This window comes from Bacillus sp. ABA4_010 (assembly GCF_056159105.1).
The window spans coordinates 1,362,583-1,388,632 of the sequence record NZ_JBSWUN010000003.1 but is presented as its reverse complement, the minus strand read 5'-3'; the positions used below and the strand labels follow the sequence as shown (position 1 = coordinate 1,388,632).

General features: G+C 41.3%; 22 protein-coding genes and 1 pseudogene. 11 read left to right on the top strand and 12 right to left on the bottom strand.

Translation table 11 applies throughout. From position 1 onward, the window contains the following. Positions 1 to 2 precede the first annotated feature (2 nt). Together ACXAEO_RS07985 and ACXAEO_RS07980 are read right to left on the bottom strand one after the other, a co-directional pair. Positions 3 to 2,195, bottom strand: coding sequence for a sensor domain-containing protein (locus tag ACXAEO_RS07985; protein WP_474884042.1), 2,193 nt, complete (start codon positions 2,193 to 2,195; stop codon positions 3 to 5). A 505-nt stretch (positions 2,196 to 2,700) separates the two neighbouring features. Beyond that, a complete protein-coding gene (locus ACXAEO_RS07980; protein WP_474879936.1) occupies positions 2,701 to 2,988 on the bottom strand; it encodes a DUF3817 domain-containing protein in 288 nt (95 codons plus the stop codon). Positions 2,989 to 3,428: 440 nt separating this feature from the next. Between ACXAEO_RS07980 and ACXAEO_RS07975 the strand changes: the two genes are divergently transcribed. The 6 genes and pseudogenes from ACXAEO_RS07975 to ACXAEO_RS07950 all read left to right on the top strand — a co-directional run bounded on the left by ACXAEO_RS07975 (position 3,429) and on the right by ACXAEO_RS07950 (position 9,784). Next, positions 3,429 to 4,118 (top strand): hypothetical protein, encoded by a 690-nt coding sequence (locus tag ACXAEO_RS07975; RefSeq protein ID WP_474879935.1) that lies wholly within the window; start codon positions 3,429 to 3,431, stop codon positions 4,116 to 4,118. Positions 4,119 to 4,245: 127 nt separating this feature from the next. Then, positions 4,246 to 5,391, top strand: coding sequence for a GerAB/ArcD/ProY family transporter (locus ACXAEO_RS07970; protein WP_474879934.1), 1,146 nt, complete (start codon positions 4,246 to 4,248; stop codon positions 5,389 to 5,391). A 158-nt stretch (positions 5,392 to 5,549) separates the two neighbouring features. Beyond that, positions 5,550 to 7,173, top strand: a pseudogene (locus ACXAEO_RS07965) (spore germination protein). Between the two features lie 32 nt (positions 7,174 to 7,205). Further along, positions 7,206 to 8,408: a Ger(x)C family spore germination protein gene (locus ACXAEO_RS07960; RefSeq protein WP_474879933.1), complete on the top strand. Its 1,203-nt coding sequence runs from the start codon at positions 7,206 to 7,208 to the stop codon at positions 8,406 to 8,408. Positions 8,409 to 8,411: 3 nt separating this feature from the next. Beyond that, positions 8,412 to 8,636 carry a hypothetical protein gene (locus ACXAEO_RS07955; RefSeq protein ID WP_474879932.1) on the top strand — a complete coding sequence of 75 codons (225 nt, stop codon included), beginning with the start codon at positions 8,412 to 8,414 and terminating at the stop codon, positions 8,634 to 8,636. 35 nt (positions 8,637 to 8,671) lie between these two features. After that, a complete protein-coding gene (locus ACXAEO_RS07950) occupies positions 8,672 to 9,784 on the top strand; it encodes a GerAB/ArcD/ProY family transporter (protein WP_474879931.1) in 1,113 nt (370 codons plus the stop codon). Positions 9,785 to 10,035: 251 nt separating this feature from the next. Here ACXAEO_RS07950 and ACXAEO_RS07945 read toward each other — a convergent pair whose 3' ends face one another. The 6 genes from ACXAEO_RS07945 to ACXAEO_RS07920 all read right to left on the bottom strand — a co-directional run bounded on the left by ACXAEO_RS07945 (position 10,036) and on the right by ACXAEO_RS07920 (position 17,312). After that, entirely contained in the window at positions 10,036 to 10,185 is a 150-nt protein-coding gene (locus ACXAEO_RS07945) for a hypothetical protein (protein WP_474879930.1), read from the bottom strand. A gap of 2 nt (positions 10,186 to 10,187) precedes the next feature. Next, positions 10,188 to 11,630 (bottom strand): carbon starvation CstA family protein, encoded by a 1,443-nt coding sequence (locus tag ACXAEO_RS07940; protein ID WP_474879929.1) that lies wholly within the window; start codon positions 11,628 to 11,630, stop codon positions 10,188 to 10,190. A gap of 162 nt (positions 11,631 to 11,792) precedes the next feature. After that, positions 11,793 to 12,521 (bottom strand): LytR/AlgR family response regulator transcription factor, encoded by a 729-nt coding sequence (locus tag ACXAEO_RS07935; RefSeq protein WP_474879928.1) that lies wholly within the window; start codon positions 12,519 to 12,521, stop codon positions 11,793 to 11,795. Between the two features lie 149 nt (positions 12,522 to 12,670). Then, on the bottom strand, positions 12,671 to 14,392 hold the full coding sequence (locus tag ACXAEO_RS07930; RefSeq protein WP_474879927.1) for a LytS/YhcK type 5TM receptor domain-containing protein: 1,722 nt from the start codon (positions 14,390 to 14,392) through the stop codon (positions 12,671 to 12,673). A 100-nt stretch (positions 14,393 to 14,492) separates the two neighbouring features. After that, on the bottom strand, positions 14,493 to 16,289 hold the full coding sequence (locus tag ACXAEO_RS07925; RefSeq protein ID WP_474879926.1) for a sensor histidine kinase: 1,797 nt from the start codon (positions 16,287 to 16,289) through the stop codon (positions 14,493 to 14,495). A gap of 21 nt (positions 16,290 to 16,310) precedes the next feature. Next, complete coding sequence (locus ACXAEO_RS07920; RefSeq protein WP_474879925.1) at positions 16,311 to 17,312, bottom strand: BMP family ABC transporter substrate-binding protein; 1,002 nt, start codon at positions 17,310 to 17,312, stop codon at positions 16,311 to 16,313. A gap of 513 nt (positions 17,313 to 17,825) precedes the next feature. On the opposite strand from ACXAEO_RS07920, the gene ACXAEO_RS07915 reads away from it, so the two are divergent. The 3 genes from ACXAEO_RS07915 (at position 17,826) to ACXAEO_RS07905 (ending at position 19,582) form a co-directional block, all read left to right on the top strand. Then, positions 17,826 to 18,647, top strand: coding sequence for a Cof-type HAD-IIB family hydrolase (locus tag ACXAEO_RS07915; protein ID WP_474884040.1), 822 nt, complete (start codon positions 17,826 to 17,828; stop codon positions 18,645 to 18,647). A gap of 184 nt (positions 18,648 to 18,831) precedes the next feature. Beyond that, entirely contained in the window at positions 18,832 to 19,101 is a 270-nt protein-coding gene (locus ACXAEO_RS07910) for a GlsB/YeaQ/YmgE family stress response membrane protein (protein ID WP_474879924.1), read from the top strand. A gap of 280 nt (positions 19,102 to 19,381) precedes the next feature. Then, the gene (locus tag ACXAEO_RS07905) at positions 19,382 to 19,582 is read left to right on the top strand and encodes a hypothetical protein (protein WP_474879923.1); all 201 of its coding nucleotides are present in this window, start codon (positions 19,382 to 19,384) and stop codon (positions 19,580 to 19,582) included. A 102-nt stretch (positions 19,583 to 19,684) separates the two neighbouring features. Here ACXAEO_RS07905 and ACXAEO_RS07900 read toward each other — a convergent pair whose 3' ends face one another. Together ACXAEO_RS07900 and ACXAEO_RS07895 are read right to left on the bottom strand one after the other, a co-directional pair. Then, positions 19,685 to 20,371: a pseudouridine synthase gene (locus ACXAEO_RS07900; RefSeq protein WP_474879922.1), complete on the bottom strand. Its 687-nt coding sequence runs from the start codon at positions 20,369 to 20,371 to the stop codon at positions 19,685 to 19,687. A 162-nt stretch (positions 20,372 to 20,533) separates the two neighbouring features. Next, positions 20,534 to 21,496 (bottom strand): BsuPI-related putative proteinase inhibitor, encoded by a 963-nt coding sequence (locus tag ACXAEO_RS07895; protein ID WP_474879921.1) that lies wholly within the window; start codon positions 21,494 to 21,496, stop codon positions 20,534 to 20,536. Between the two features lie 158 nt (positions 21,497 to 21,654). On the opposite strand from ACXAEO_RS07895, the gene ACXAEO_RS07890 reads away from it, so the two are divergent. Together ACXAEO_RS07890 and ACXAEO_RS07885 are read left to right on the top strand one after the other, a co-directional pair. Further along, on the top strand, positions 21,655 to 22,959 hold the full coding sequence (locus tag ACXAEO_RS07890) for an ATP-binding protein (RefSeq protein ID WP_474879920.1): 1,305 nt from the start codon (positions 21,655 to 21,657) through the stop codon (positions 22,957 to 22,959). Between the two features lie 133 nt (positions 22,960 to 23,092). Next, positions 23,093 to 23,248, top strand: a complete 156-nt coding sequence (locus tag ACXAEO_RS07885) for a hypothetical protein (protein ID WP_474879919.1) — start codon at positions 23,093 to 23,095, stop codon at positions 23,246 to 23,248. Positions 23,249 to 23,475: 227 nt separating this feature from the next. On the opposite strand, the gene ACXAEO_RS07880 is transcribed toward ACXAEO_RS07885, so the two are convergent. Beyond that, complete coding sequence (locus ACXAEO_RS07880; protein ID WP_474879918.1) at positions 23,476 to 24,480, bottom strand: LacI family DNA-binding transcriptional regulator; 1,005 nt, start codon at positions 24,478 to 24,480, stop codon at positions 23,476 to 23,478. A 141-nt stretch (positions 24,481 to 24,621) separates the two neighbouring features. Next, positions 24,622 to 25,935: a GntP family permease gene (locus ACXAEO_RS07875; protein ID WP_474879917.1), complete on the bottom strand. Its 1,314-nt coding sequence runs from the start codon at positions 25,933 to 25,935 to the stop codon at positions 24,622 to 24,624. Positions 25,936 to 26,050 lie beyond the last annotated feature (115 nt).

Sequence of the window (26,050 nt, the reverse complement as noted above, 5' to 3'; positions counted from 1 at the left end):
TTTCACACATTTCCAGCAAATTTGCCTTCATTTAATTGCATGATGACCCGCTCCAGCTCTACTTGCGGAAGAGGTCTGCTAATGTAATAGCCTTGAATTTCATCACATTTCAGTTTCTTCAGCAGTTCCATAACATCTTTTGTTTCAATGCCTTCAGCGACGACTTTTAAATTTAATTCGTGAGCTAAATACGTAATGGCTTTGACAATCGCTGTATCTTCCGTATACTCCGCTACTTCTTGAATGAAAGCTCGATCGATTTTCAGCGAGTTGATGGGAAACTTCCGTAAATAATTAAGGGACGAAAAACCTTTTCCAAAATCATCAATTGCAACAGACACATTCATTTCCCGCAGTCTTTTTAAACAGGCGATACATTCTTCTGTATTATCAATGAAGCTGTTTTCCGTAATTTCAATTTCCAGTAAGCTTGGATCGAGCTTTGTTTTCTTTAAAATTCGGTCAACGACATTTGAAAAGTTGGGGAGACGAAAATGAAGCGGTGAGATATTAACCGCCATTTTAATTGGAGAAGCAAAAGAATGACGATTCCATTCTTTATTTTGCTGACAGGCTTTTTCCAACACCCATTCATCCAGTTCAATAATGAGACCCGTATCTTCTGCAATTGGAATAAATTTAGCTGGCGAGACATTTCCTAATCGTGGACTATTCCACCGCAGCAACGCTTCGACACCATTCACTTGCTCTGTTCGTAAGTCTAATTTCGGCTGAAAATGAAGCTCCAACTCATTATTTTGAATGGCTTTTCGTAAGTGTTGTTCAATTAGCAGCGTTTCTTCATGGTGTTCATTCATCTTTCGCTCATATATGGCAAAAGTATTCCGTCCTTGTGCTTTTGCGACATACATCGCGGTATCCGCATTTTTTAACAATGTATCATAATTATCGCCATGGTCAGGGAAAATGCTGATGCCAATGCTCGGAGTCGTATGAATCTCTAATCCGTTATCCAATAAAAACGGTTTTTCATAGATAGCAAGAAGGTCTTTGGCGTACTGGGATACCGCCTTCTCTCCTTCGATGTTTGGGTACACAATAATAAATTCATCGCCTGCAAACCGGTAAATCGAGCCTTTCGCTGCGACAGCCACGTTCAATCGTTCTGCCACCTTTTGAATTAAATCATCGCCTACCGTATGTCCGAGTGAATCATTTACTTGTTTGAAACGGTCCAGGTCGAGAAAAAAGACGGCAAAGCGGTCTGAATGCTTCGAGGATGAAAGGTCGGCCATATCTTCATTAAACTTTCTGCGATTTGGTAAATTCGTCACAACATCATGGAAAGCCATAAAGTTTACTTCTTGTTGGGCATGATACAGCTCGGTAATATCGTTCACGCATCCAATCACCTCTTCAACTTTTTCATGGCGATAAATAGGAGACAGATAGGTTAAGAGATGCTTTCCTTTAAAGGAATACGTGTAATTAACCGCTTCTCCCGCAAACGCTCGTTCATAATGCTGTTCAAACATTTCCGCGAGCTCCAATGGGAACACTTCTTTTGGGGTCTTGCCGCCCATGTTTTCCCGCTGTAATCCTAACGTCGCTGCCAACTTTCCTTTATTCAACGTATAGACAAACTCGCCGCGTTCATCTTTTTCCGCTTTAAAAATGAGATTATTCATAGAATTGACAACGAACCGGAAATCGTTTTGTAAAGCCTCCACAAGCTGTTCCTGTGCAAATTTGCCTTCGGTAATATCTGTTCGAATTGCCATGTATGTAAGGGGAACTCCTGCTGAATCGTTAATGGGGACAATCGTTGTCTTAACCCAATAGAAAGTACCGTCTTTCGCTTTATTCTTAATTTCGCCTTCCCACACACGACCTTCCGTAATGGTGTTCCACATTTCGCGAAAAAACGCTTTGTCATGATAACCAGAATTAAGCAGTCGATGAGTGTTGCCGATTAGTTCCTCGCGGCTATATTTTGATATTTCACAAAATTTATCGTTAGCGTACAGTATGCGGCCGGCTGAGTCCGTAGCAGCTATAATGATGGAAGCATCCATCGCATGTTTCAAGTGTGAAAAGTATTCCAAGTTCTTCGTAATTTGGTGCGTATATATTTCCGTTTTCTGATAGCTGTCATCGTTCATCAGTTCTTTCAACAGCTGTTCAAACGTATGTACAAGTTGTTCTAAATTGTATGTTTTAAACATCTCATCCATTGCTCTCAATTGTGTAATATCTCCTCACTGTGCATAATGACATAATGTAAAGGACAAAGAGTTTGCCCAACTGGTAGTGAACGCCCTTTCACTAAATCAAGCGGTGTCCAATAATTAAGTGAAATGTATGGAAAATGGTGTCCAATTATAAAGTAGAATAACGGTTTAAGAGCTTTTTCGTTAAACAGAGATGTCAAGTTAATATCCGGAGTAGACGAAAATGCATCTATTCTCACGTAATATAGTTCTTTTTTATCATAATCTGTCAAGTAACACAATATACCGTATACTTTACATCATCAACAAGTTGTTATATGAATCAATCTAGAACATTGAGGGGGAACTCCAGTTGTCTGGATCAACCATTGTGATGCTTCTCACCCTATCAACATTTAAGGTTAACAGAGCGAAAAATAAAAAACGGCCGGACTTTTCATACCGAGTGTCCGACCGTTTTTTCATACTTTTAGAGGAGCTAAAGCCCTTCCAAAAGATTGTTCCATAATTATTCTCTTCGTAAGCGGGCATCGAGTACAAACGTACCAAAAGGCAGCAATGATGCAAGAAATGCGCCTGCAACGCGGAAAAAGGACCAGCGATGCTTAAACCATACGATGAGCAGGATTGCAATAAATAGAACAAATAACACACCGTGGGCCATGCCAAAAATCTGAACAAAAACAGGCATATCCGCAAAATATTTGAGCGGCATGGCAATAAAAAGCAAAATTAAATACGAAATTCCTTCAATAACACCAATTTTTCTCAGCAACCCAATAGCTGATGTCCCCATCTTGAAACCCTCTTTCTTGAAAGCACGTTCTATTCTATCTATTTTACATTCTATCCAACTATCTTTCAAACCCTATATGAATGGACGCTAGAAAGCCAGCCAGGACCGTTTTTCGGTCCTGGCTGGCTTTCTGGATCTACAGAAAAAGCTCCCGGTTGGGGTGAACCGGGAGTGAAGATGAAAAAGCTCTATTTTAAAGGGGAGCAGCTATGTATATGTTCTTCCCCGGGTTAGAACAAGGTAAACCTTTTTCGGCAAAAAGTTTGAAAAATATTTGTGGGGGGGGTGTGTTAACTGACTAGTTTTATTCGAAAGGATGTTTATTTTGTTTGATTTTCCCCTTTACTTTTTTGTACATATTTTGTATGATGTGATTAACAGAACAAACGTTCGTAATGTGTATTTTTAGAGAGAAAACTGGATTTAAGGGGTGTTTTGGAATGACAACAAGAAAAAGAAAGGCAAAATCGTCTGTGACGATTTCTAATACAGGATTTATCGGTGCGGCCTTTGCCGATCAGGCTGAGTGGATGAAATATGAATATTATTTTTCGCGAAAAAGCATGCAAATGACTCATCATGTACTTGAAGGACTGCTCCAAGATGTGAATGACGTATTTGCCGAGCATCATGTCCCTGCCTATCTTTCTTGTGTGTACCTTCCGAAGTATAAAAAGCTCGGTCTTGTACTCTCCTCCTGCTCCTTTAGGAAACGTGAAGGAATTGGCTATTTCATTAATTACTTAAAAGAAATCGGACAAATTGATCGAGATGAAAAAACGAAAGAGTATGAAATTCATAATACGGGCTTCATCGGTGTCGTTTTTGCTGATCTTGAAAAAATTGAACGCTATACATATGAAGAAGAACAGAAAATTTTGACCCAATTTGTTAAACAACTTGTGATTCCAGCTAAAGAGCTGTTTTTACAGCATCATGTGAAAGCATACATATCGGGAGTCGAATGCACAGACCAACAGAAAGTAGGATTCGTTCTGTCTGTGAAACCGTATGATGAGCGAAAAGAAGCTGAACTATATTTCAGAGAATATTTAAGAGAACAAGATGTCTACAAAGAAGAGGAAGAAGAATCCATTCCGATTCATACGAAATGGAGTTTATTCGCTTAATCCCCTTCGTCATAATGTGAACAGTTGGTTCACTTTGCGGGGCTGTTTGAAAAGAGGAAAATAATCTCTTTTCGGACAGCCCTGTTCTCTTTTCTCTTCCCTTTTACATGATTATTTAGGGGAAAAGATGGAAACGATAAGAAAAGAGTTTTCAATAGATGAAGGAGCGTTTTTTGTAGTGAAAACTGAAAAAATATCCCTGCAGCAGTTTGGGATTTTAACGTTTTTATATACGATTGGCAGCACGATTTTGCTTTCTCCTAGCGCGCTGGTAGCTTCCGCCAAACAAGACGGATGGTTGGCAGCCATTTTAGGCATTGGCATGGGCACTATTTTTATTTTTCTTTACAGTACGTTAAATCGCCTTTTTCCTGGCATGACCTTTGTCCAATATAGTGAAAAGATTGTTGGGAAATGGCTTGGGAAACTTCTCTCGTTGCTGTTTGTCTCTTTTGTTTTCACTGGTGCGTTCACTTTACTGTTTCATACAGGAAATTTCATCGTCACTCAAGTGATGCCGGAGACACCGATTCAAGCCATCAACTTTTCCTTTATGCTCGTCATTATTTTCGGGGCCCAGCTTGGAATTGAAGTATTTGCCCGCACCGCAGAAACCTTTCTTCCATGGGTCCTTTTTTTATTTTTATTTTTAATTTTGTCCGTCGCTCCGCAAATTGACTTTACCCATTTGCTGCCGGTGGCAGAAAACGGAGTAAAACCGATGTTGATGGCAAGTTTGCCTTTAATTAGCATTGCTTCTTTGCCGTGCATCGTATTTACAATGATTTTCCCGAATGTGGACAAACAGGAACACATTCGGCTCGTTTTTATATTGGCATCATGGGCGGGGGGATTGTTCATTGTCCTGATTACCTTTTCAGCGATTTCTGTTTTAGGTGTACATTTGACAGCAACAAGCACATTTCCAAGTTACGTATTGGCGAAAAAAATTAACATCGGTAATTTTTTGACGAGGATTGAAGTCATTGTTGCGATTCTGTGGCTTGTGACCATTTACTATAAAATTATGCTTTATTTTTATGCGTGTGTGCTCGGGATTGCTCAAATCTTTCAACTAAACAACTATCGACCTCTCCTCTTTCCGTTAGGAATGCTTACGGCGCTTTGCTCAATCATTGCCTATCCGAACACCGTCTATGCAGCCAAATGGGATTCGATCATCTGGATTCCGTACTCCTTAACCATTGCCTTTGTCATTCCACTTGTGTTGCTTATCATCGCCAAAATTCGATTTCGCTATGAACGGAAGTAAATCATGTTTAGCACCAGTGCAATCTTTTTAGCTAAAAGAGCTGTTGTTCCATGAAACGCTATTCATTCGTGTAAAAAACAGGAATTAGGTCATAATGATAAATACACTAGTTATTCACGCGTCTTTTTACCAAAACATCATGCATTAGAGGGTTAGTGATGAAAACAATTAAACAACTACTAAGTGAAAGCAAACGCAAAAAAGAAAGAGGACAGCAAGACTATATAAAAGAACAAACAAAAAAACTGGAAGAAGCACCTCCAGCTATGTTAAGCCCTTCGCTTGCTGAAAACATTTCCATCTTAAAGGAAAAAACGGGAAACAGCAGTGACATTGTCATTCGTCAATTTCCCATTGGAAAAGATGATGCTGTTAATATGGTCGTTGCTTATACAGACGGACTTTCTGATAAAACATTTGTCCAAGATTTCATTATTGAAACATTGATGATTGATATTCGAACAAGCTCATTAACTAAAAGGGTGTGGGAGAAAGAAGATTTGTTTAACCTTGTTCGAAACCATTCTGTTCCGGTAGCCGAAGTGACAGAAGTGTGCGATCAAAAAACCATGTTTTTCCACCTTCTGTCGGGGGATACGATTATCTTTATAGATGGATATCATAAGTGCATCGCTGCCTGTTCAAGAGGCTGGGCAGACCGCGGCATTCAAGAACCTTCCTCTCAAACGGTCGTTCGGGGACCGAAAGATGGGTTTAGCGAAACGTTACGCATCAACACCGCCCTTATTCGCAGAAGAATTAAAAATCCCGATTTATGGATTGAGATGAAACAAATTGGAGAAAAGACACAAACAGATGTGGCGGTCGTTTATTTAAATGGGGTTGTCAATCAAAAAATTGTTGAGGAAGTGCATGAGCGTCTCGATAAGATTGACATCGATTCCGTATTAGAAAGTGCCTATATTGAAGAATTGATTCAAGATGATACGTATACCCCCTTCCCAACGGTTTTGAATACGGAACGCCCCGATACGGCCGCTGGCGATTTTGGAAGGAAGAATTGTCATCATTGTCGACGGGACCCCTTTCGTCTTAATCGTTCCAGCCTTGTTTGCCCATTTCCTTCAATCAAGTGAGGACTACTATAACCGAGCGGACATCAGCATCGCTATCCGTTTTTTGCGCTATCTATCTTTTTTATTGACCTTGTTAGTTCCATCTGCCTATATCGCCGTTACGACCTTCCATCAGGAAATGCTCCCGACTTCTTTACTTGTCAGTCTTGCCGCCCAGCGGGAAGGCGTGCCTTTTCCAGCGATTGTCGAAGCGTTTTTAATGGAAATTACGTTTGAAATTTTGCGAGAGGCTGGTGTTCGAATGCCTCGCGCCGTCGGCTCAGCAATTTCTATTGTCGGGGCACTCGTACTCGGACAAGCGGCCGTAGAAGCTGGAATCGTCTCTTCCGCGATGGTCATCGTCGTTTCTTTCACGGCCATCAGTAGCTTTGTCGCTCCTTCCTCTAATATCGCTGTTTCAGTTCGGTTGCTTCGGTTTGTATTCATGATTTTAGCGGGTACACTCGGCTTGTTTGGTATTATTTTAGGGCTTTTAGTGATGCTTTTGCACTTGAACAGTTTGCGCTCTTTCGGTATTCCTTACATGGCACCGTTTTCCCCATTTATTTTAGCTGACCAAGCCGATGCCATTATCAGACTGCCGCGCTGGACCATGAAACAGAGACCCAAATTATTAAATAAAAATGATTTGATTCGAGCACGAACACCTGCACCGAAGCCGGAGACACAGGAGTCGAACGAATAAGAGATATTTTGATGACAAAAAGGAGACGTTGTATGAAAAAAATGAGCATCATTTCGTTCATTCTTTTTCTATGCTTTCCAATGTTAACAGGATGCTGGAGCAAAAATGAATTAAGTGATATTGCCATTGCAACTGCTTTAGGAATTGATAAAGCTGATGAGAAGTTTCGTGTTTCGGTTCAGCTTTTAAATCCTGGAGAAATCGCTTCAAAGACGCCGACAGATCGAACTCCTGTGTTCGTCCATTCTGTCGAAGCTGATACAATTTTTGAAGCGATGCGCAAACTAACAACATTGGCACCGCGAAAAATTTATTTATCGCATATTCGTCTTATCATTTTAGGGGAGGAATTGGCAAAAGAAGGAATATCCAAGCCGCTCGATTATTTATCGCGGGACCATGAAATGCGGACCGATTTTTTTGTGACCATTGCGAAAAATCATAGCGCTGAAGAGTTGGTCAGTGTACTTACTCCACTCGAAAAAATTCCCGCAAATCAAATATTTACAACATTGGAAATGTCGGAAAAAAACTGGGCACCGACAAGAGGTGTGAACTTAGATGAATTGATTAATAGTCTCTTGAGTGATGGCAAATCGCCTGTTTTAACCGGTATTTCTCTCCATGGTTCGGCAAAGACAGGGATGTCGATGGAAAGTGTGTCGACTGTTCAACCGGAAACAGAAATTCAAGTAACAACTCTCGGAGGATTTAAAGGAGATAAGCTTATCGGTTGGATGACAGAGAAGGAAAGCAAAGGCTTCAACTATATTACATCCAATATTGAAAATACAGTTGGCTCCTATCCTTGCCACGACCAAAAAACAGAGCGGATTACAATTGAAGTTATTCGCTCACAAGCCGAACTCATCGGACATATGAAAAATGGCAAACCCTCTATGACAGTCGAGATTACAGCAGAAGAAAACATTGGGGAAGTGCAATGTGATATCGATTTGACAAATCCGGACGTTATCAAAGAGCTTGAGAAGAAGGCTGAAGGTGAAGTGAAAGATATCGTTTATGCGTCCATTAAGCGGGCACAGGAAGACTTTCAATCAGATGTGTTCGGATTTGGAGAGGTCATTCATCGCCAACACCCGAAAAAATGGAAAACGTTGAAACAAGATTGGAATCAGCATTTTTCCGAAATGGACGTAACCGTGAAGGTTGATATTCATATTCGTCGTGTTGGAACAATTACAGAGTCTTTTCAAAAGAAAGCGAGGGAATAGGCTTTGATCACAAAACTCATCTTGCTTCTTGCAGGCACCTTCATTGTTATGTTTATTCAAATAAAGCGGCTCGCCCAGCAACAATTAAAGAGAGAAATATGGGGGTGTAGCTTTTTCTATCTTTTGGCGGTCGGACTGGCTGCCTCTATATTAATTGGCCTTTCGATTCCTACTCCCCTTAAATTACTTGAATGGATTTATGAGCCGCTTGTCACACCGTTGCTTTAAAGTACAATTGTTGTATACGAAGGAGCACGTCTTTTATGCCGAAAATTAGCTTAAGTCTCTTTCAATTATTTTCCTTGCTCGTCTTATTTGAGCTAGGGAGCGCTATTGTTGTTGGGATTGGATTGGATGCAAAAGCAGATGCGTGGCTGGCCGTCTTAGTTGGCCTTGCAATTTCCTTAGTGCTTCTTTTTTTCTTCGCCTTTTTATACGCCCATTATCCGAAAGAACCGCTGACGGTGTTTGTTCGGTCCATCATCGGAGACAAACTCGGCATCTTGCTTGCGGTTTTATATACATGTTATTTCATGTACATTGGTGCAAGGGTACTACGGGATTTTTCTTCGCTCATTATTATGGACTTGCTAAAGGAAACGCCTCCTATTATCATCCCTTTTTGCATGATGGCGGTCGTTTCTTACGGTTTGTATCTTGGCATGGAAGTCATTGCGCGAACAGGGGAGCTTTCTTTTCTCCTCACCCTCTTATTTTCAGCTCTTTTTCTAATCTTTGTATATATTTCTGGCGTTGTAAAAGCTGAGAATTTACAGCCAATGCTGGAAAATGGCTTTCTTCCGGTCTTAAAGGCGGCTGTTCCAGGCATCGTTACTTTTCCGTTCGGTGAATCGATCGTCTTTTTAATGTTTTTTTGTTTTGCAAATGAATCAAACAAACGAATCGTCATCCAAACAGGGGTTGGGGCTATTTTATTAAGCGGATGTTTAATCTGTTTGACGACGTTAACGAATACAGCGGTTCTTGGATCGTATATGGCGGGGCAATCTAGGTTTCCGTTGTTAGAAACCGTGTCAAGAATCAACATCGGAAACTTTCTCCAACGACTTGATCCCCTCATTATCGTCATTTTAGTCATCGGTGGCTTTTTTAAAATTGTTATGTTCACAGGTGCAGCGGTGCTAGGGCTTGCTTCCATCAATCCGAAGAAACAGGCAAATAAGTTTATTTTGCCTGTTTCCCTTATCATGATTATTTTATCTGTTGCCATGGCTGATAATTTGACGGAGCATTTGCAATTTGGATTGAACATCGTTCCTTGGATACACATCCCCTTCCAATTCGGGTTTCCTGCTCTTTTATGTATCATGGTGTTCATAAAAAAACGGCTAGCTCACAAAGAGCGTAATGCTTGAACATCTTCCCGCATTCTCGCTTTTTTGTATCAAAACGGTTTTCAGCACATAAAAAAAAGCAAAGCCTCCCATCACAAAGGCCTTGCTTTTAGAACAAGATCCGACCGTTTCATTTATCAGAAAGGGGACGGCGAATCATCCGTACTTTATTGTATGAAATACGAGAAAAGCTTGTCTCTGGCAAACGCCTTTTTTTACAAATAGACGTCCGAAATCTATGAAAAAGGCCGGGAATGCCCCGACCTTCTCATTCATAGGAAAACGATAATCGCTGTCGTCAAGATGATAATCGCGGTAACAAGTATTTTGAGTGACAGCGGCACGTCCTGTTTCCCTTTTGCATTAATCGCTTCTTCTTGTTGATTGACTACTTCCCGATATTTCGGATTGCAGCACCCCATTGTTATGCTACCTTTGAAATGTCTTCTTCAAGCGGCACTCCACTTTGTCGCGCTTTTTTGGCAGCCACAAAGAAGATGACGATGATGGCTGCTGTAATGATGCTTGCAGCGATATAAGACATGTTCAGAGAGAAACCGAAACCAATTGGTGCATTTAAAATGTACGTGAACGTCGCCATTGTCATAAACACACCTGGAATCATCGCAATCCAGTAGTTTTTCTTCGCAATGAACAAGTACATCGCTCCCACCCAAAGTGCAATGACAGCTGTCGATTGATTCGCCCATGAGAAGTAGCGCCATAATAATGTAAAGTCAATTTTCGTTAAGGCAAATGAAATGGCGAATAACGGAATAGCAATCCATAAGCGGCTCGCCACTTTCTTTTGCGAAATGTTTAAATAGTCGGCAATAATCATACGGGCACTGCGGAATGCTGTGTCACCAGATGTAATAGGTAGAATGATAACACCAAGAACGGCTAACGTACCGCCAATAGCGCCAAGCATTGCTGTGGAGACTTCGCTGACAACAGCTGCAGGACCGCCGTTTGCTAATAGTTCGTTCAACCCTTCTGAGCCATTAAATAAGCTCATCGCAGCAGCTGCCCAAATCATCGCGATAATCCCTTCCGCAATCATCATCCCGTAAAAAATAAAGCGGCCTTGACGTTCTGTTTCCGTCGTACGAGAAATGATAGGTGTTTGCGTTGCATGGAATCCAGAAAGTGCGCCGCAAGAAATTGTTAAGAATAATAATGGAAAGATTGGTGCATTATCTGGATGCATATTTTCAAGCGTTAATTCTGGAATTGGTGCACCTGTGAAAATAAGCGCTCCCCCTACCCCAATCGCAGAAATAAGAAGCAATGCACCGAATGCTGGGTAGAAACGACCGATAATTTTATCGATTGGCAATAAAGTAGCTAAAATATAGTAAACGAAAATGGCACCGATAATCATTCCCATCGTTGCCCAGTCCCCCATCAAGCCTTTTAATAATCCTGCAGGTGCCGTAACGAATACTGTTCCTACAAGAAGTAAAAGCAAGATGGCAAATCCATTAACAACATGTTTCATAAATTTCCCTAAAAAGCGGCCGGCAAGCTCTGGTAAGTGAGCTCCGCGATTGCGAATGGAGATCATGCCTGTCAAATAGTCATGGACAGCTCCGGCGAAAATACAACCAATTACAATCCAAATGAAGGCAACAGGTCCGTACAGAGCCCCCATGATTGGTCCAAAAATCGGTCCGACACCTGCAATGTTCAGCAGCTGAATTAATGAGTTTTTCTTTTGATTCATCGGTAAATAGTCGACACCGTCACTATGCGTGTAAGCAGGTGTCTTTCGCGCTTCGTTCACGCCAAATACTTTTTCAACAAATTTTCCGTACGTAAAATAACCGATAATTAATAAAATAATGCCTCCGATAAATGTAAGCATGTGTAAGCCTCCTTTATTGAATTCGCTTACACTCATTATAAATGAAAGCCTTTTCAAATGGTCATGAACATGTGTAACATGTTAAAAATGAGGCATAACATGCATAAAAGTCAGATTGACGGGTTATAGCCCGGCTTTTTTCACCGAATATGTCACATTGGGCTATAACTCAAGGCGGGATCGGAGTCCTTTCACATAATTGCGACTAACAGACAGCTTCTCCTCTTTTCCTTCAATTTCAAGGTGATAGGCACCGTTAAACCATGGAATCAGGCGCTTTACATAGTCAAGGTTCACAAGATAACTTTTATGAATCCGGTAAAAAGAAAATTCCTTCAGTCTCGCTTCCAAATCTTTTAACGCTGTTTTCGTTTCATATTCTTGCTGTTTTAGTACGACTCGCGTCACCCGTTCATCGCGATACACGTATAAAATATCCTTCGGTTCTAGGTAAACGATTTCTTCATCTCCCTCAATCGCTAGTTTAGACGGGTGGGTTCCTTCTTGTTTTTTGTTTCCTATTAGCAGCTTTTCCAGTCTCATCACGGTTTCATGAAGTCGCTCTTCATCAAACGGCTTTACTAAATAATCGACGGCTTCATGTCGGAACGCTTCAGCCGCAAAATTCGGGTATGCAGTGGCAAAGACAAGAAGCGGAACTTTTTTCAGCTCTTTCAGCATAGCAGCCGCTTCCATTCCGTTCATTTTCGGCATTTCAATATCTAAAAAAATGACATCTGGCTGGATTTGAAGTGCTTTTGTAATGCAGCTTTCCCCGGAATCTGCCTCTCCTGCTACTTCGATTTGTTCGTATTCATTGAGCAAATGTTTCATCTCATCACGGCTGTAGCGCTCATCATCGACGATTAACACTTTTATTTTACGTTTCATAGCATTTGTCTCTCTTTCTCCCAATTTTGAATGAATCTAGAAAATTTGAATGATCATTCAGGAGGTCTAAAAACCTCTTGTGAACACGAAATAAAGTCGTGCTCAATTATGAAGTACCATGTCTATCATACACGGAAGCGAGTTCTAGATTATGATAGTTGAAACGAGACGCGCGTTCCTTTGTCGGGTTCACTTTCGATGTGTAAACGAGCAGATTCGCCAAACATCATGACAAGGCGGCGGTTGACGTTGTATAATCCCATACCCGTCCCCTTTTCGGAATGAACGAGCTCGTTTCCTACTTTTTTTCGTCTCTCTTCTTCCATTCCTCTTCCGTTATCTTGAACAGATACACAGACGGTTTCGCCATCACGCTGAACGGTAATTTCAATTTCACAGTTGCGCTCTTTATCTTTAATGCCATGCTTGACCGCATTTTCTACAATGGGCTGTAAAATGAGTGGAGGGATTTTTTGCTGAAGAGCCGCCTCATCGACATGAAAATGAATTTCTAGCTTATCAATAAAGCGCGCTTCTTCAATAGATAAGTACGCTTTTACATGCTTTAATTCTTCTTCAAGCGATGTCCATTTAGCGGTCGTTCCCGTTAGATTTTGGCGCAAAAAATGAGAAAGGGCAATAAGCAGTTTCCGAGCTTGGCCAGGGTCTGTCCGAATGAGCGACACGATAATATTTAATGAGTTAAAAAGAAAATGCGGACTAATTTGTGCTTGCAATGCTTTAATTTCCGCTTCTTTTGCGAGCTGGTACGCCTTGTCTGCCTCAGCAACATCAAGCTGATTGCTTAATAGTGAACTCAGTCCCCTCACAAGCTGAATGACAACAGGTGTAATGTCTTTTTCAGATTGAAAGTAAAATTTGAGCGTCCCAATCGTTTTCTCCCTCTGCTTCAAAGGCGCAATGACAACCGCATTTAACGGACAGTCTTCGTGTATGCATTGAATGCCTTCATGAGAGGCGACGATCAAGTGTCCTTCCTTAATCACTTTTTTCGTCAAGTCTGTTTGAATCAAATTTCCGGCATGATGATGGTCTTCGGCAATTCCGACATGCGCCAAAATTTTTTCGTGGTCTGTAACAGCAATTGCGCTTGCCCCGACTTCACGAAATAAAATGAGACACGCCCCTCGTGCGGAGTCGCTGTTCAATCCTTTTCTTAAATAAGACAGCGTCAGTTCAGCAATGCGCAACGCCTTTTGTGCTTGGAGAGCCCCCATTTTCTCTTCTTCGCTCAACACACTGCGAATAATGACTAAAAAAAGTGCCGACCCAAGTCCATTCGCCATGATCATCGGTACACCAATACCTTGAACGAGGGCTAACGATTGAGAAAACGGCCTTGCAAGAAGGAGAATCATCATCATTTGAATGAACTCTGCGAAAGCTCCGAGCATAAAGGCGGTGGACAAAGAAACATGTCGGTTCTTCCGATGGAACGCCCCCGCAATAACACCTGCTACAACGGCCGACAGCCCGCAGGCAATATCAGTGAAGCCGCCGAGTGTAAAACGATGGATACCCGCAATCAACCCGGCCCCAATCCCTACTTTATACCCGCCAAGCAACCCTGCAATAATAACGCCAATTACTCTCGAGTTGGCAATGGCTTCATCATGCGCTAGACTTGATGCCCAACGGTTAAATTGGGAAGAATCCGGATGAAAAGTCAGTCCAGAATAAGTGCCGATAATGCCAAAGAAGCCAAAAAACAAAATGGCCATATACTGTTGTTTTCGTCCAAGCTCACCGTGGTGAATGAGCTGGCGAAAAAAGCGGAAGCGAGTTAGCACAAAGGCGATGGTCACAAGAATTCCTAGCCTCTCAATCATCGTCAGCATAAGTTCAAACATAGGATGTTCTTCCCTCCTCTTCCTTCCTTAACAGTTATTGTAGCAAATAACAGAAGCCAATTGCATCTACCTTCTGTGCGTTTGAGTGAGTGCCAATGCGTTATTTCAGGAGAGGAAGGTTGATGACAAACGTTGTGCCTTCATGTGATGTGGAAACCAGTTCGATGCTTCCGCCATGATTTTGAAGAATCGTTTGGACGATAGTCAACCCTAAGCCTGTGCCATTTTCTTTTGAAGTTGAGAACGGATTGTATAAAGAGGCGACCATCTCGTTTGGAATGCCGGTGCCGGTGTCTTTTATGTAAAGGTGATAAACGTCGTCCTCCATACGGGAATACATGGTGATGGTTCCTCGTTCCTTGATGGCATCTATGCTATTTCGAATCAAATTGTGAAGAACTTGTTTCAGCTGATTCGGATCCGCAGGGACGGCCAGTCTTTGTAAATCAACGATGAATTCAACATGCTTGTCATTTGGCAGCGAAGTTTGCTTCATTAATGGTAAAATTTCTTGAGTAATGTCTTCAATGAAGGTTTTTTGCAAAATAGGTGCAGCCGGCTTGGAAAGAAGCAGCATTTCTTCAATAATGGAGTTAATCCGTTCAATTTCTTTCATGACGAGCGGCAAATGGAACCGTTCACGTTCTAAGTCCGAAATGGATTGATTCATTAACGTTAAAAATCCTTGAATGACCGCTAGTGGATTTCGGATTTCATGGGCGGCCCCTGCCGCTAATTCTCCGACTAAGGCAAGCTTTTCTGATTGGTGAATTTTATGCTCAAGCTCTTGCGTTTTCGTAATATCGACGAAATAAAAAATTCTCCCGATGATGTCTTGTTCATCGTTTATCAGTTCGGATTGGGATACTAATAACTGATAACGCTTTTGATTAACTATGAACGGGACCTTTACGTTTTGGCAAATCGTCTTTGATAATAAAATCTCCCAAAATTCCTTGTTTTCGTCATACAAACTAGATTGTGTAACTGTTTTTAGAGTATTCAGCTGAAACAAGCTTTTAGCTGCCGTATTAAGCGAAAAGTGAGTCGTTTTGTCATCCACGGTTATAATGCCTACAGGCAAGGAATTCAAAATTTGTTCCCGATACTTTTTGTCAGCCAAAATTGTCTTAAACGACTCTTGCAGTCGAAGCGACATTTCATTGATGGACGTAGTTAAGTGCTGCAACTCCACTTGACTTGTTTCATCAAGTGTTAAACCATACTGTCCGTTGGCGATATGCTCAACTTTGTCCACCATTCGCTCAATCGGCTTCGTTAAGCTGCCGCTAATTCGATAAGAAACGTAAACGGATAATGCAATGACCACTAATGTGATAAAAAACAATAATAGCAAGGACTTTTCAATAATGGAGGGAAACTGATTGGAATGGTTCGTTAAAGAAGAGAGAGTCTCCTCCTCTAACGAACGCAATTCTTGCTGTAACTCTTCCATTTTCGGGAGGTATTCGTTTGTAATGTATTTTCTAGCCCCTTCATTGTCTCCATATTGAATGAGTCCATGCACATTGTTTAGCACAGAAAAATCAAGCAGCTCCATTTTGATGTGCATGTTTTTAAGCGGCTCGGTCACATTTGCTTCATGTTCCTGAGCATTATACGGTTCGACTGATTGATACATTTGAATAAACCCGTCTTTGGAATGAGTCGGGTCATACGTTTCCACCATGTATTTTTTAATCGCTAATTCTTCTTGCCACTTAGAAATCAGCATCAGCTCAGGAATGTGGTTGTTTTTAATTTTTTCGCTTACGTGACTGATTTCTTCAATAGATTGGACAAATAGAAGTGAAAAGCCGCTTAATAATATTGTATTCAAAAGGAGAATGACTAATATTTTACTGCGAAATGACATGCTCCAAAAACGTTTCTCCATAACACCATTCCTTATCCTCTATTATTCAAAGGATAAATCTTTCTTCTCTATCTCATTTATCTCTGAACGAATATATTGTTTTTCTTTTTCAGTAAACATGGGACCTAGTGGCGCCATTTTGTAAACGCCATCGGCTTCAGTCAAGATGACTTCTCCTGACGGGATGCCATCTTCGCTAAAAAAGTCTTTCATAATCGCGACGTATGCCATGGACATATCGTTTAATATACTCGTCAGAACATGGTTTTCTCCCATATAAGATTGATCGTCCAAATAGCCGATCACAAACACATTTCGTTCTTTCGCGTAATTAATCACATCACGATTATAACCATTTCCTTTAGAGAAAATGACATCCACACCACGATCAATCATTTCTTTCATTAACCCGACGGCCTTTTCGCCATCATCTCGACTATTTACAACTTTGTAGTCAAAGGACGCTTCCGGTTTATAGTGAGCGAGGCCTGTTTCAAATCCGGTAAATGTCTTTCTTAAATCATACGCATCTAATAAACCAACCTTGTTGTTTTTTGTTTTCAATGCAGCGGCTAACGCCGCAACATACTCTACTTTCTGCTGATTAAACGTGTAAACAGTTTGGTTCGGATGTGTCGCTGTACCGTGAATGGTAATAAAATGAACGTCTGGATATTTAGGCGCAAGCGCTGTAAACACGTCAGTAAATTCCACGCCGTGCCCGATGATGACTTCGGCTCCCCCGCTTACAGCATCCGTCACCGTGCTTTTCATTTGTTCATCTGTTTTAATCTCGCTGAACAGCTCAGCTGAAACTGGAAATTGATTCTCAATTTTCAGCTTTCCTTTATAAGCAAGACTTCCCCAACTTTGGTCTTCAATGACATCTGAAGTCAAAATGGTCACCTTCGTTTGTTCAGAATCAGAAACGACCGTTGGACTCCGCAAAACTCCATTTGTTTGCACAAATAAAATAAGTAAAAAAACAACCATAACAACAATGGCCATCATTAATATACGTCTAACTTGTTGCGATTGTTGCATATAAGCTCCTTTTAACTATGTAAAACCTATTTGTTTAACTTCTTCTTGTTCGTAAAAATGGTTTATCTCAAATAAACTACTTATATAATATCATACTTATCTACTACAATATTACAAAATATAACCAATTTCGATAGATTTTTTAACGCGACAAAAAACCCTCTCTTTCCCTCTAAACGAAAGCCTCACTTGACTTCACTATATACACAGCTTTTGCCGGTACCCAATCTTGTATATTTATAGTAAGATGGTAGAATACAGCCTCTCATAATGGGGCAAAGATTTAGTGCATTTGATATAACAATCTTTTTGTGATGTCAAATATGCTAGATTAATGTAGCTATAAGTATTCTACTTTATAGCTTGATATAATGGTATCTTCTTAAAAAATATTTGCGGTGTGCTCTTTCGTCACTTTGAATAAACCGACAAAGATTCACCTCATCCGATACGACTGTTTGTTAGTCATAGCGGATTGGCTAAATCAATTAATACATGGAAGGAATTGTGATGATGACATATAAAATGATTGTACTAGACTTAGATGACACCCTACTTCGCGATGACCAAACGATTTCTCCGCGTACGAAACAGGCGCTAATGGATGCACAAGAAGCGGGCATGAAGGTCGTATTAGCGTCAGGCCGACCAACATACGGCATGCGCAAAATTGCTGAGGAGTTACGTTTAAAAGAGTATGGAAGCTTTATCCTTTCTTTTAACGGCGCGAAAATTATTAACTGCCAAACGAATGAAGAATTATTCAGCAGTACATTGTCGCCGGAAACAGCCCACCGGTTGTATGAAATTAGCCAGCGCGAAGGTGTCGGCATTTTAACATACGTAGGTGATGAAATTGTGACGGAAACAGCAGCACCTTATGCTGAAATTGAAAGCAACTTAACAGGCATGCCCTTGAAGGAAGTGGAAAGCTTTGTCGATGCTGTACAAGAGCCGGTCGTAAAAACACTCATGCTGAAAGAAGCAGAGCGATTAGCGGAAGTCGAGAAAAAACTTCAAGAAGAATTACACGGTGAACTTAGTGTGATGCGTTCAAAGCCGTTCTTTTTAGAATTTACCGAAGTTGGCGTAACGAAAGGGACAAGCTTACACTATTTAATCGGTCAGCTTGGTATTCAGCGTGAAGAAGTGATTGCGGTCGGTGACAGTTATAATGACTTAGCCATGATTGAGTTTGCAGGTCTTGGTGTCGCGATGGGCAACGCTCCTGACGATATTAAAGCAAAAGCCGATTACGTAACTGACACGAACATGAACGACGGCGTCGCCAAAGTTGTTGAACAGTTTATGCTAAAAACGGCACCAACCGTTTAATCATTTTAAAGCATTTGTAAAAGGCTGATATGCGGCCCTTTTACAAATGCTTTTTTGTTGTCTAACAGGCATACGTCTAAAAAATACGATAATCATTCGACATTTTTTCTTCATTTCATGCATAACTTGTCTCTTCTTTGGGTAAAAACAAGTAACACCATGAATCATAAGGAGGTTACACTATATGTCATTAATATGGAGTTTAATTATTGGAGGTCTTATTGGATGGTTGGCTGGAATTATTACGAAGCGTGATATTCCAGGAGGCGTTATCGGAAACATTATCGCTGGTTTTCTAGGCGCATGGATCGGAACATGGATTCTTGGGGACCTCGGTCCTGAAATTGGAGGCTTCTCCATTATTCCAGCCATTATCGGAGCTGTTATTTTAGTGTTAGTTGTCAGCTTTTTATTAGGAAAAGTGAAGCATAATCGTGGTCATGGTCACGCCTAAAAAGAAAAGACGCCTATAAATAGGCGTCTTTGATGCGTTTTGAGGCGAGAGACCGTACGGCCACATCCATACGTTTAACCCGAAGGCTTGTCTGTCGACTTACACAAATTAGCTCATCGCTATGTAAATATAACATTGTTTCGCCACTATAGCAAGAAAAAGTTTTGATTTCATCCACCCCTTTCTTTCCCCTACTATTTTTCTTCTTCCGGTTCGATTATAATGAGAAAGCAATACACAAGTATCATGAAAACGTGTCATGGAAAAGGAGACTCATATAATGTCTGATTTAAATAAAGAGCAAGCAGCTCCCGAAAAAAAGAAAGTTAGCTTAGAAGAAGCGATTAAACAGAAACTCGCAAGTAAAAAACAAAACAAAGCGACGGGAAAAGCAGGTCAAGGTCCTGTGAAAACAGCTGGAAGCATGAAAAGCCAACAAACGAAAAAGCGCAACAATCAGCGCAAACGTACAGGCGTCTAACCATTCTCTTATGGGACAATAAAGGCTCTGCCGCTGAAGCTTGTCGTTTCAGCAGCAGAGCCTTTTGTCACCGTACCTCTACACGGATGGAGGTTTTCTTTATTATAAGGAGGAAAGCAATGTTTCCCGTTCTTCATCTGTCAAGTCACGCCATTGCCCTGTTTCTAGTTCAGCAAGTTCAATATTCATGATGCGGACACGCTCAAGCTTTGTAACGGTATAGCCGAAAAAGCGGCACATTCGGCGAATTTGGCGATTCAGCCCTTGCGTTAAGATAATTCGAAACACATCATCCTCGATTTGAACTACTTCGCACGGCTTCGTTTTCCCAACTAAAATGTCCACCCCTCCGGCCATTCCTTTTAAAAACTCGTCTGTCAACGGCTTGTTGACGGTTACGATGTATTCCTTTTCATGTTCGTGTTCTGAGCGCAAAATTTTATTGACGATGTCTCCGTCATTCGTCAATAAAATGAGCCCTTCTGATGCTTTATCGAGTCGTCCGACTGGGAAGATGCGGTGTGGATAATTGATAAAGTCCATAATATTTCCTTCTATATGCTTTCCCGCCGTACATGTAATGCCGATCGGTTTATTCAAGGCAATGTAAATCGGTTCAGTTTTACTCGGAATCGGTTTGTCGTCAATGAGTACGACGTCGCCAGCGTGAACATTATCCCCTTCTTCACAAATCCGTCCATTAATCGTAATTCGCTTTCCTTTAATAAGACGATCCGTTTCCCTCCGTGAGCAAAAACCGGTTTCACTTATATATTTATTAATGCGCATTCCATTCCTCTTCTCTCATGGATATGGTAAAAATCCGTCCTTCCATTCTACCTTATTTTATGTGGAAGGACGAGTTCAAGCGTATATGCACGAAAAAAGAAGCGGTTCCGTAGGGCTAAATGGGTTGAAAAATGATGATTTTTCTTTTATGCATCCCCTTCTTTACTCAAATACGATTGTTTGGCGCTCTTCATGGCCGTTCGCTGTTAGCCAAAACTCCATCGTATATGTTCCTTTAGGTAAATCGGCTACTTGCTCGGTGAATGAAAGCTCTTCTCCTTGTTTCAGTTGAATTTCTGATGTTGCCATCGTGAACATTCGAATAGCAGAATATGAATAGACGTGTTTTCCTTCTTCATACAGATTAAAATCAAGGCGTTGACCGCTTGGGAAGAAAAGGGTTTGTTCTCTCTCCGTCTGGTTTTTAAATGTGAAAGTAAATTCATAGCCACCTTCTTCCAGCTTCTTTACCGTCGCTTTTCGTTCGATGGAACCAGCCACGATGCCTTTTTCGCCCTTACTTTCTTTCCATTGATCAACAGCGTACGCGAGCTGGACAAAATCGGAACGTAGGGCTAGTGTACGATAGTCATCGGTTTGCGTTAACATTCCTTCTGTCAAGGCTGCCGCCACATAAGGTTTATATTCATCGGAAGCTGGTAATGAAGGGATAGAAGCATATGCGCCTTCATCCAGTTCAAGTGCTTTTACAAATGCCGTGGCTGCTTGTTCGAGCGGAACGTAGGCATTCGGTTCGAAATATCCGTCCTGCGCTACTGAAATCAAGCCGCCTTGCACAGCCGCTCCAATTTCTTTTTCTGCCCAATGACCGCTCGTATCTTGAAACGTCCGTGACTCATAGCGATCTGTTAAGGAAAACATCCGATTTAAGACAACCGCAAGCTGCGCTTTCGTCATCTTTTTCTCGAAGTTTGCTTGCCCGTCTTTTTGGCCGGTAAAAATCCCTTTTGCCTTTAACAACTCGAACTGTTCATCTAATGACACCCCTACTTCCAGACACGTCATCTCACCATGTCGGCAGTTTCCGTCAATGGCCGCTGATATAGACGGCGTTATTCCAAACAGCAAGACTGCCGCTATGAATGTTGTCCCTACTTTTTTCATAAACATCCCCTCCATATGATAGGACGGTACAAACAGGAAAAAGTTACATATTGATCGATGAAAAAAGAACCGGCCCCCCTCTTCATTTTTCGGAAAAATGCGATAAAATAAAATGATAAGGCAAGCATATAAAACAGAAGAAAGTCGGGTTGCATACGATGATGAAAGACTTATTGCTGCAAATTCTTATTATTTTAGTTCCTTCTCTCTTGTTTGTCGTTATTAAAAATAAGTTATCCACTTTACGAAACGATTCTAAAATCTACATCGGTATTACAAACAGTATTAGTGTTATTCTTTGCATGATGTTCCCTATTACATTAGGAAGCGGCATGTATTTTGACTTACGAACCGTTCCGTGGCTCCTTTCGTTTTTGTATGGAGGCAAAACGACCGGATTAGTCGTTACCTTCGTTTTATTCAGCTATCGCTTATATATGGGCGGTATCGGTATGTATCCGGTATTTATCGTTTTCCCACTCGTCATCCTCTTTCTTATATTCACGCTAAAAAACTATCAAACATATAGTCTGAAAGGAAAAATGATTTATTCATCCTCCTTGCTCGTCAGTCATTTGCTCCTTATTTTTGCAACGAACGATTTTTTCAGCCGAAGTATGCTGTTTGCTTCACCAGATTATCTTTCATTTTGCTTCTTCCATATTTTCGCCAACTTGCTGGCTCTTTGGCTCAGCCTTTCGTTAAAGGAAATGATTTCGGAAAATGAACGGTTGAATTACGAAGTACAGCGCGCAGAAAAAATGAATATTGTCGGTCAACTTGCAGCAAGTGTCGCACATGAAATTCGCAATCCGATGACATCTGTTAAAGGCTTTTTACAACTTTTAAAAGAAGATGATCTTAGTCAAGAGAAAAAACATACGTACATCGACCTTTCGTTGGAAGAACTGACTCGAACCGATACAATCATCAATAATTATTTGTCTTTAGCCAAACCGACTGATGAATTAAAAGTCGTCGAGATTCGAAAAGAAGTATGTTATGTAATGGAAACAATGGCGTCGTTTTCCTCCTTTCATAATGTGAAAATGACCGTCGATGCGGATGAAGAATCCTTGTTTATAAAGGGAAACAGTGAAAAATTGAGGCAAGTGTTGATTAACATTGTGAAAAATGGAATTGAAGCGGCCTCATCAAGCATCAACCCAACGATTCACATTCGCACATCCTCGTCCCAATCGAGTATTATCATTGAAATTGAAGACAATGGAAACGGTATGTCCGAAGAAGAGGTTAATCGATTAGGGATGCCGTTTTATTCCACTAAAGAATCCGGCACAGGACTTGGAATGATGGTATGCTATCGAATTATTAAAACAATGCAAGGAACTATTCATGTTGTCAGCCGCAAAGGAGAAGGCACTTGTTTTATGATTTCATTGCCAAAAGCAAAAATGCCACAGGAGAAATATCCTGTTCAAACGCCTTCCACTCCGCTATAAAGGTAGATGTTTTTGATCGTTCACCAAAAGTTCCCTTTTCTTTGTAAATTCAGCACATTTAGTTAACATAATGATTCTCATCAAGCGAAAAAAAAGATATAATAAATAAAAACTGAATGGGATGGTGCTGATCATGTCAAATAATCAAACAATCAAAAAAGACGTAAATGTTGGCGCGAAAGTATCGCTGAACGGGCTTGTCACTGCCGTTTTTGGCAATGTTGCCCATATTAAAATCGGCGGAAAAGTCATTGCGATCCATACGAAAGATTTGAATTTAAACGCGTGATCCACATTCCTTTACACATTCAGACGAAATGAGAAGTTTTCCTTTCTTTTTTCGGTCATACGACGAGAAGCCTCGTTACATTCATTCTGCAATAAAAAGGATGATGCAGCGGGGCTTTTTATTCAATGAACGATTAACCACTATGCTGATCTTCCCGTTGCGCGGGCTTTTTAGCAGCTGAACAAAATATGAAAAGAGCCCTTTCAGTAAGGACAGGGCTCTCTTTGTTACTCTGCGAAAGAACGGACAGACGTGCGTTCAATTAATGTTCCCGGAATGAGTACAGAGAATGGTTCTTCATTCGCTTCCTCTATTTCGCTCAGCAAAATGCGAATGGTTGTGGCAATCATTTCATCGACGGGCTGTTTCCATGTTGTCAGAGAATATGGAGGCCATGAAGCCATCGTAATATCGTCAAATCCGATAATTGATATGTCATTAGGAATGGACATTCCTAATGATTTGGCCGCATCCACCGCTCCTAATGCCATAATATCATTGGCGCAAAAAAGGGCCTCTGGCCTGTTCTCGTGCTTCAATAAGCGCAGGGCAGCTCTGTACGCTTCTTCATATGTATAATGCCCTTCTGCCACAATCGGCTCGATGCCATAGCGGTTCAATGCTTCACAGAAGCCGCGCTCGCGGTCGTGGCTCGTTGATGTATTTCGATGTCCTGCAATATACGCAACGTTCCGATGTCCCCGCTCCCATAAATATTCGCCAATTTGTTTGCCTGCATTGTAATTGTCACAGCAAACCGCATGGCACGGAAAATGTTGAATGTAGCGGTTAAACAAAATAACTGGAATATCATTTTCCGCCAGCTGGGAAACGACGTTAGACGAAAGCAGTGCGTCTGTGACAATCACGCCTTCTACGTTATATTCGAGAAACTGGGAAATCTCCTCTTGCTGAAGTTCATCGTTTTTCGTATGGACGAATAAAACATGATACCCCTTCTCTCCAAGTCCTTTCGTGAACTTATCTAAAATTTCCGGATAAAATGGATTGTGAATATTGCCCATGACGAGACCAATCATGTTTGTTTTATTCATAATTAAGCCTCTTGCAAGCGCATTCGGGCGATAACCGAGCTCTTTTGCCGCCTCTAGTACACGGCGGCGTGCTTTTTCTGATACATTGGCCCCTGGCGTGAACACGCGTGAAACGGTCGATTGTGAGACACCCGCCAGACGGGCGACCTCGGTAGCATTTGCTTGTTTTTTCTTCAATGCGGACTGAACCTCCTCACATTCACATGTTTTCCTTCATTTTACTCTTTTGAACGGAATTTGAATAGATTGGGTACAAATCGAAAAAAAGACTGCTGAATCAGGAAACCACTCCTTTTCAGACAGTCTTCGTAAAATCGTTTATAGTCCTAATGAAAATAATAGAATGGCTAGTACAACACCTAAAAGCGGAACGACGACCGTTAACGCACCGAACGCTGGATAAGCATCTTGATGTGTTTCTCCTGCGATGGCACGAATGGTTGTCACTACATACCCTCCGTGTGGGAGTGAATCAAGTGCACCGGAAGAAATGGACACGACTCTGTGCAGCGATTCCGGGTTGACACCAATGTCTAAATAGTGTGGTGCCAAAAGCGGCAAGGCAATCGATTGACCGCCAGAAGCAGACCCTGTTAGGCCAGCAATGACACAGACGGCCACCGCACTCCCAATGAGCGGACTCCCTGGAATGCTTGTCATCACTTCGACCGTATGGGCAAACGCTGGTGTTGCTTTGGCAACGCCGCCGAATCCAACTACAGCCGACGTATTGGCAATCGCAATGAGCGCTCCGATGGTTCCTTCTGATACCGCATTCCAAAAGTTGATAAAATATTTTCGATGAAGAAGGTAAGTGGCCATAACCCCTCCAAGTAAAGCAACAATTAAAGCAGATTGCGCCAAGGAATCATGGAAAATAAACGAAATGATCAAAACAACCACTAACGGAATTAAACTGACGTATGGATTAGGCAAATCTTTTCGCACAGTCGTTTTATCATCTGCTCTCGCAATAAAATGCTCCCCGCTTTGAACCGCTTTCATAATCATGCGCTTCAGCCACCAGTAGCCGAAAATCATCATAAAGACAGCGACTATCAAGCTCACTTCCCAGCCTGCATATGGTGTGGTATCTAAAAACTGAATTGGAATCCAGTTTTGAATTTCAGGTGACCCTGCCGATGTCATGGTGAAAGTAGTCGAACCGAACGCAAGTGCTGCTGGAATGAATCTTCTCGGCAAATTCGCCTCTTTAAACAAGCTAATCGCCATTGGATAGACAGAGAAAGCGACGACAAACAAACTCACCCCGCCGTACGTTAATACGGCGCATGCAATGACAATCGCTAAAGCGGCATTTTTCATGCCAATTTTTCCGATAATCCACTTTGATACACTATCAGCAGCCCCGCTATCTTCCATTAATTTACCAAATATTGCGCCGATTAAAAACATTAAATACCATGATGTAATAAATCCAGCGAAACCATTCATATAGTTTCCTAGAAAATTAGCTTCTCCTTCTGCCGCTAACTGCGGAAACAGTGGTAGCCCGTTTAATACAGCGACAAACAATGCGGAAATTGGCGCTACAATGAGCAAGTTCATCCCTCGCATTGTTAAAATAATAAGAAGTGCTAATCCTCCAATAAGCCCCATCATACTAATCAACTCGTTTTCCCCCTTTGCTTCTCCCATGTTGTCACGTTCTTTCTAATGGTTACTATTTGCAAACCTCTTCATTAGAAGGAACAAAATCATTTCTTTTCCGTAAAGAAAAGTTGAA

What these genes read in the sequence shown, in the direction of transcription:
- ACXAEO_RS07985 (WP_474884042.1), bottom strand. Translation starts at nt 2,195, where the DNA reads ATGGATGAGATGTTTAAAACATACAATTTAGAACAACTTGTACATACG.
- ACXAEO_RS07980 (WP_474879936.1), bottom strand. Translation starts at nt 2,988, where the DNA reads ATGGGGACATCAGCTATTGGGTTGCTGAGAAAAATTGGTGTTATTGAA.
- ACXAEO_RS07975 (WP_474879935.1), top strand. Translation starts at nt 3,429, where the DNA reads ATGACAACAAGAAAAAGAAAGGCAAAATCGTCTGTGACGATTTCTAAT.
- ACXAEO_RS07970 (WP_474879934.1), top strand. Translation starts at nt 4,246, where the DNA reads ATGGAAACGATAAGAAAAGAGTTTTCAATAGATGAAGGAGCGTTTTTT.
- ACXAEO_RS07960 (WP_474879933.1), top strand. Translation starts at nt 7,206, where the DNA reads ATGAAAAAAATGAGCATCATTTCGTTCATTCTTTTTCTATGCTTTCCA.
- ACXAEO_RS07950 (WP_474879931.1), top strand. Translation starts at nt 8,672, where the DNA reads ATGCCGAAAATTAGCTTAAGTCTCTTTCAATTATTTTCCTTGCTCGTC.
- ACXAEO_RS07945 (WP_474879930.1), bottom strand. Translation starts at nt 10,185, where the DNA reads ATGGGGTGCTGCAATCCGAAATATCGGGAAGTAGTCAATCAACAAGAA.
- ACXAEO_RS07940 (WP_474879929.1), bottom strand. Translation starts at nt 11,630, where the DNA reads ATGCTTACATTTATCGGAGGCATTATTTTATTAATTATCGGTTATTTT.
- ACXAEO_RS07935 (WP_474879928.1), bottom strand. Translation starts at nt 12,521, where the DNA reads ATGAAACGTAAAATAAAAGTGTTAATCGTCGATGATGAGCGCTACAGC.
- ACXAEO_RS07930 (WP_474879927.1), bottom strand. Translation starts at nt 14,392, where the DNA reads ATGTTTGAACTTATGCTGACGATGATTGAGAGGCTAGGAATTCTTGTG.
- ACXAEO_RS07925 (WP_474879926.1), bottom strand. Translation starts at nt 16,289, where the DNA reads ATGGAGAAACGTTTTTGGAGCATGTCATTTCGCAGTAAAATATTAGTC.
- ACXAEO_RS07920 (WP_474879925.1), bottom strand. Translation starts at nt 17,312, where the DNA reads ATGCAACAATCGCAACAAGTTAGACGTATATTAATGATGGCCATTGTT.
- ACXAEO_RS07915 (WP_474884040.1), top strand. Translation starts at nt 17,826, where the DNA reads ATGACATATAAAATGATTGTACTAGACTTAGATGACACCCTACTTCGC.
- ACXAEO_RS07910 (WP_474879924.1), top strand. Translation starts at nt 18,832, where the DNA reads ATGTCATTAATATGGAGTTTAATTATTGGAGGTCTTATTGGATGGTTG.
- ACXAEO_RS07905 (WP_474879923.1), top strand. Translation starts at nt 19,382, where the DNA reads ATGTCTGATTTAAATAAAGAGCAAGCAGCTCCCGAAAAAAAGAAAGTT.
- ACXAEO_RS07900 (WP_474879922.1), bottom strand. Translation starts at nt 20,371, where the DNA reads ATGCGCATTAATAAATATATAAGTGAAACCGGTTTTTGCTCACGGAGG.
- ACXAEO_RS07895 (WP_474879921.1), bottom strand. Translation starts at nt 21,496, where the DNA reads ATGAAAAAAGTAGGGACAACATTCATAGCGGCAGTCTTGCTGTTTGGA.
- ACXAEO_RS07890 (WP_474879920.1), top strand. Translation starts at nt 21,655, where the DNA reads ATGATGAAAGACTTATTGCTGCAAATTCTTATTATTTTAGTTCCTTCT.
- ACXAEO_RS07885 (WP_474879919.1), top strand. Translation starts at nt 23,093, where the DNA reads ATGTCAAATAATCAAACAATCAAAAAAGACGTAAATGTTGGCGCGAAA.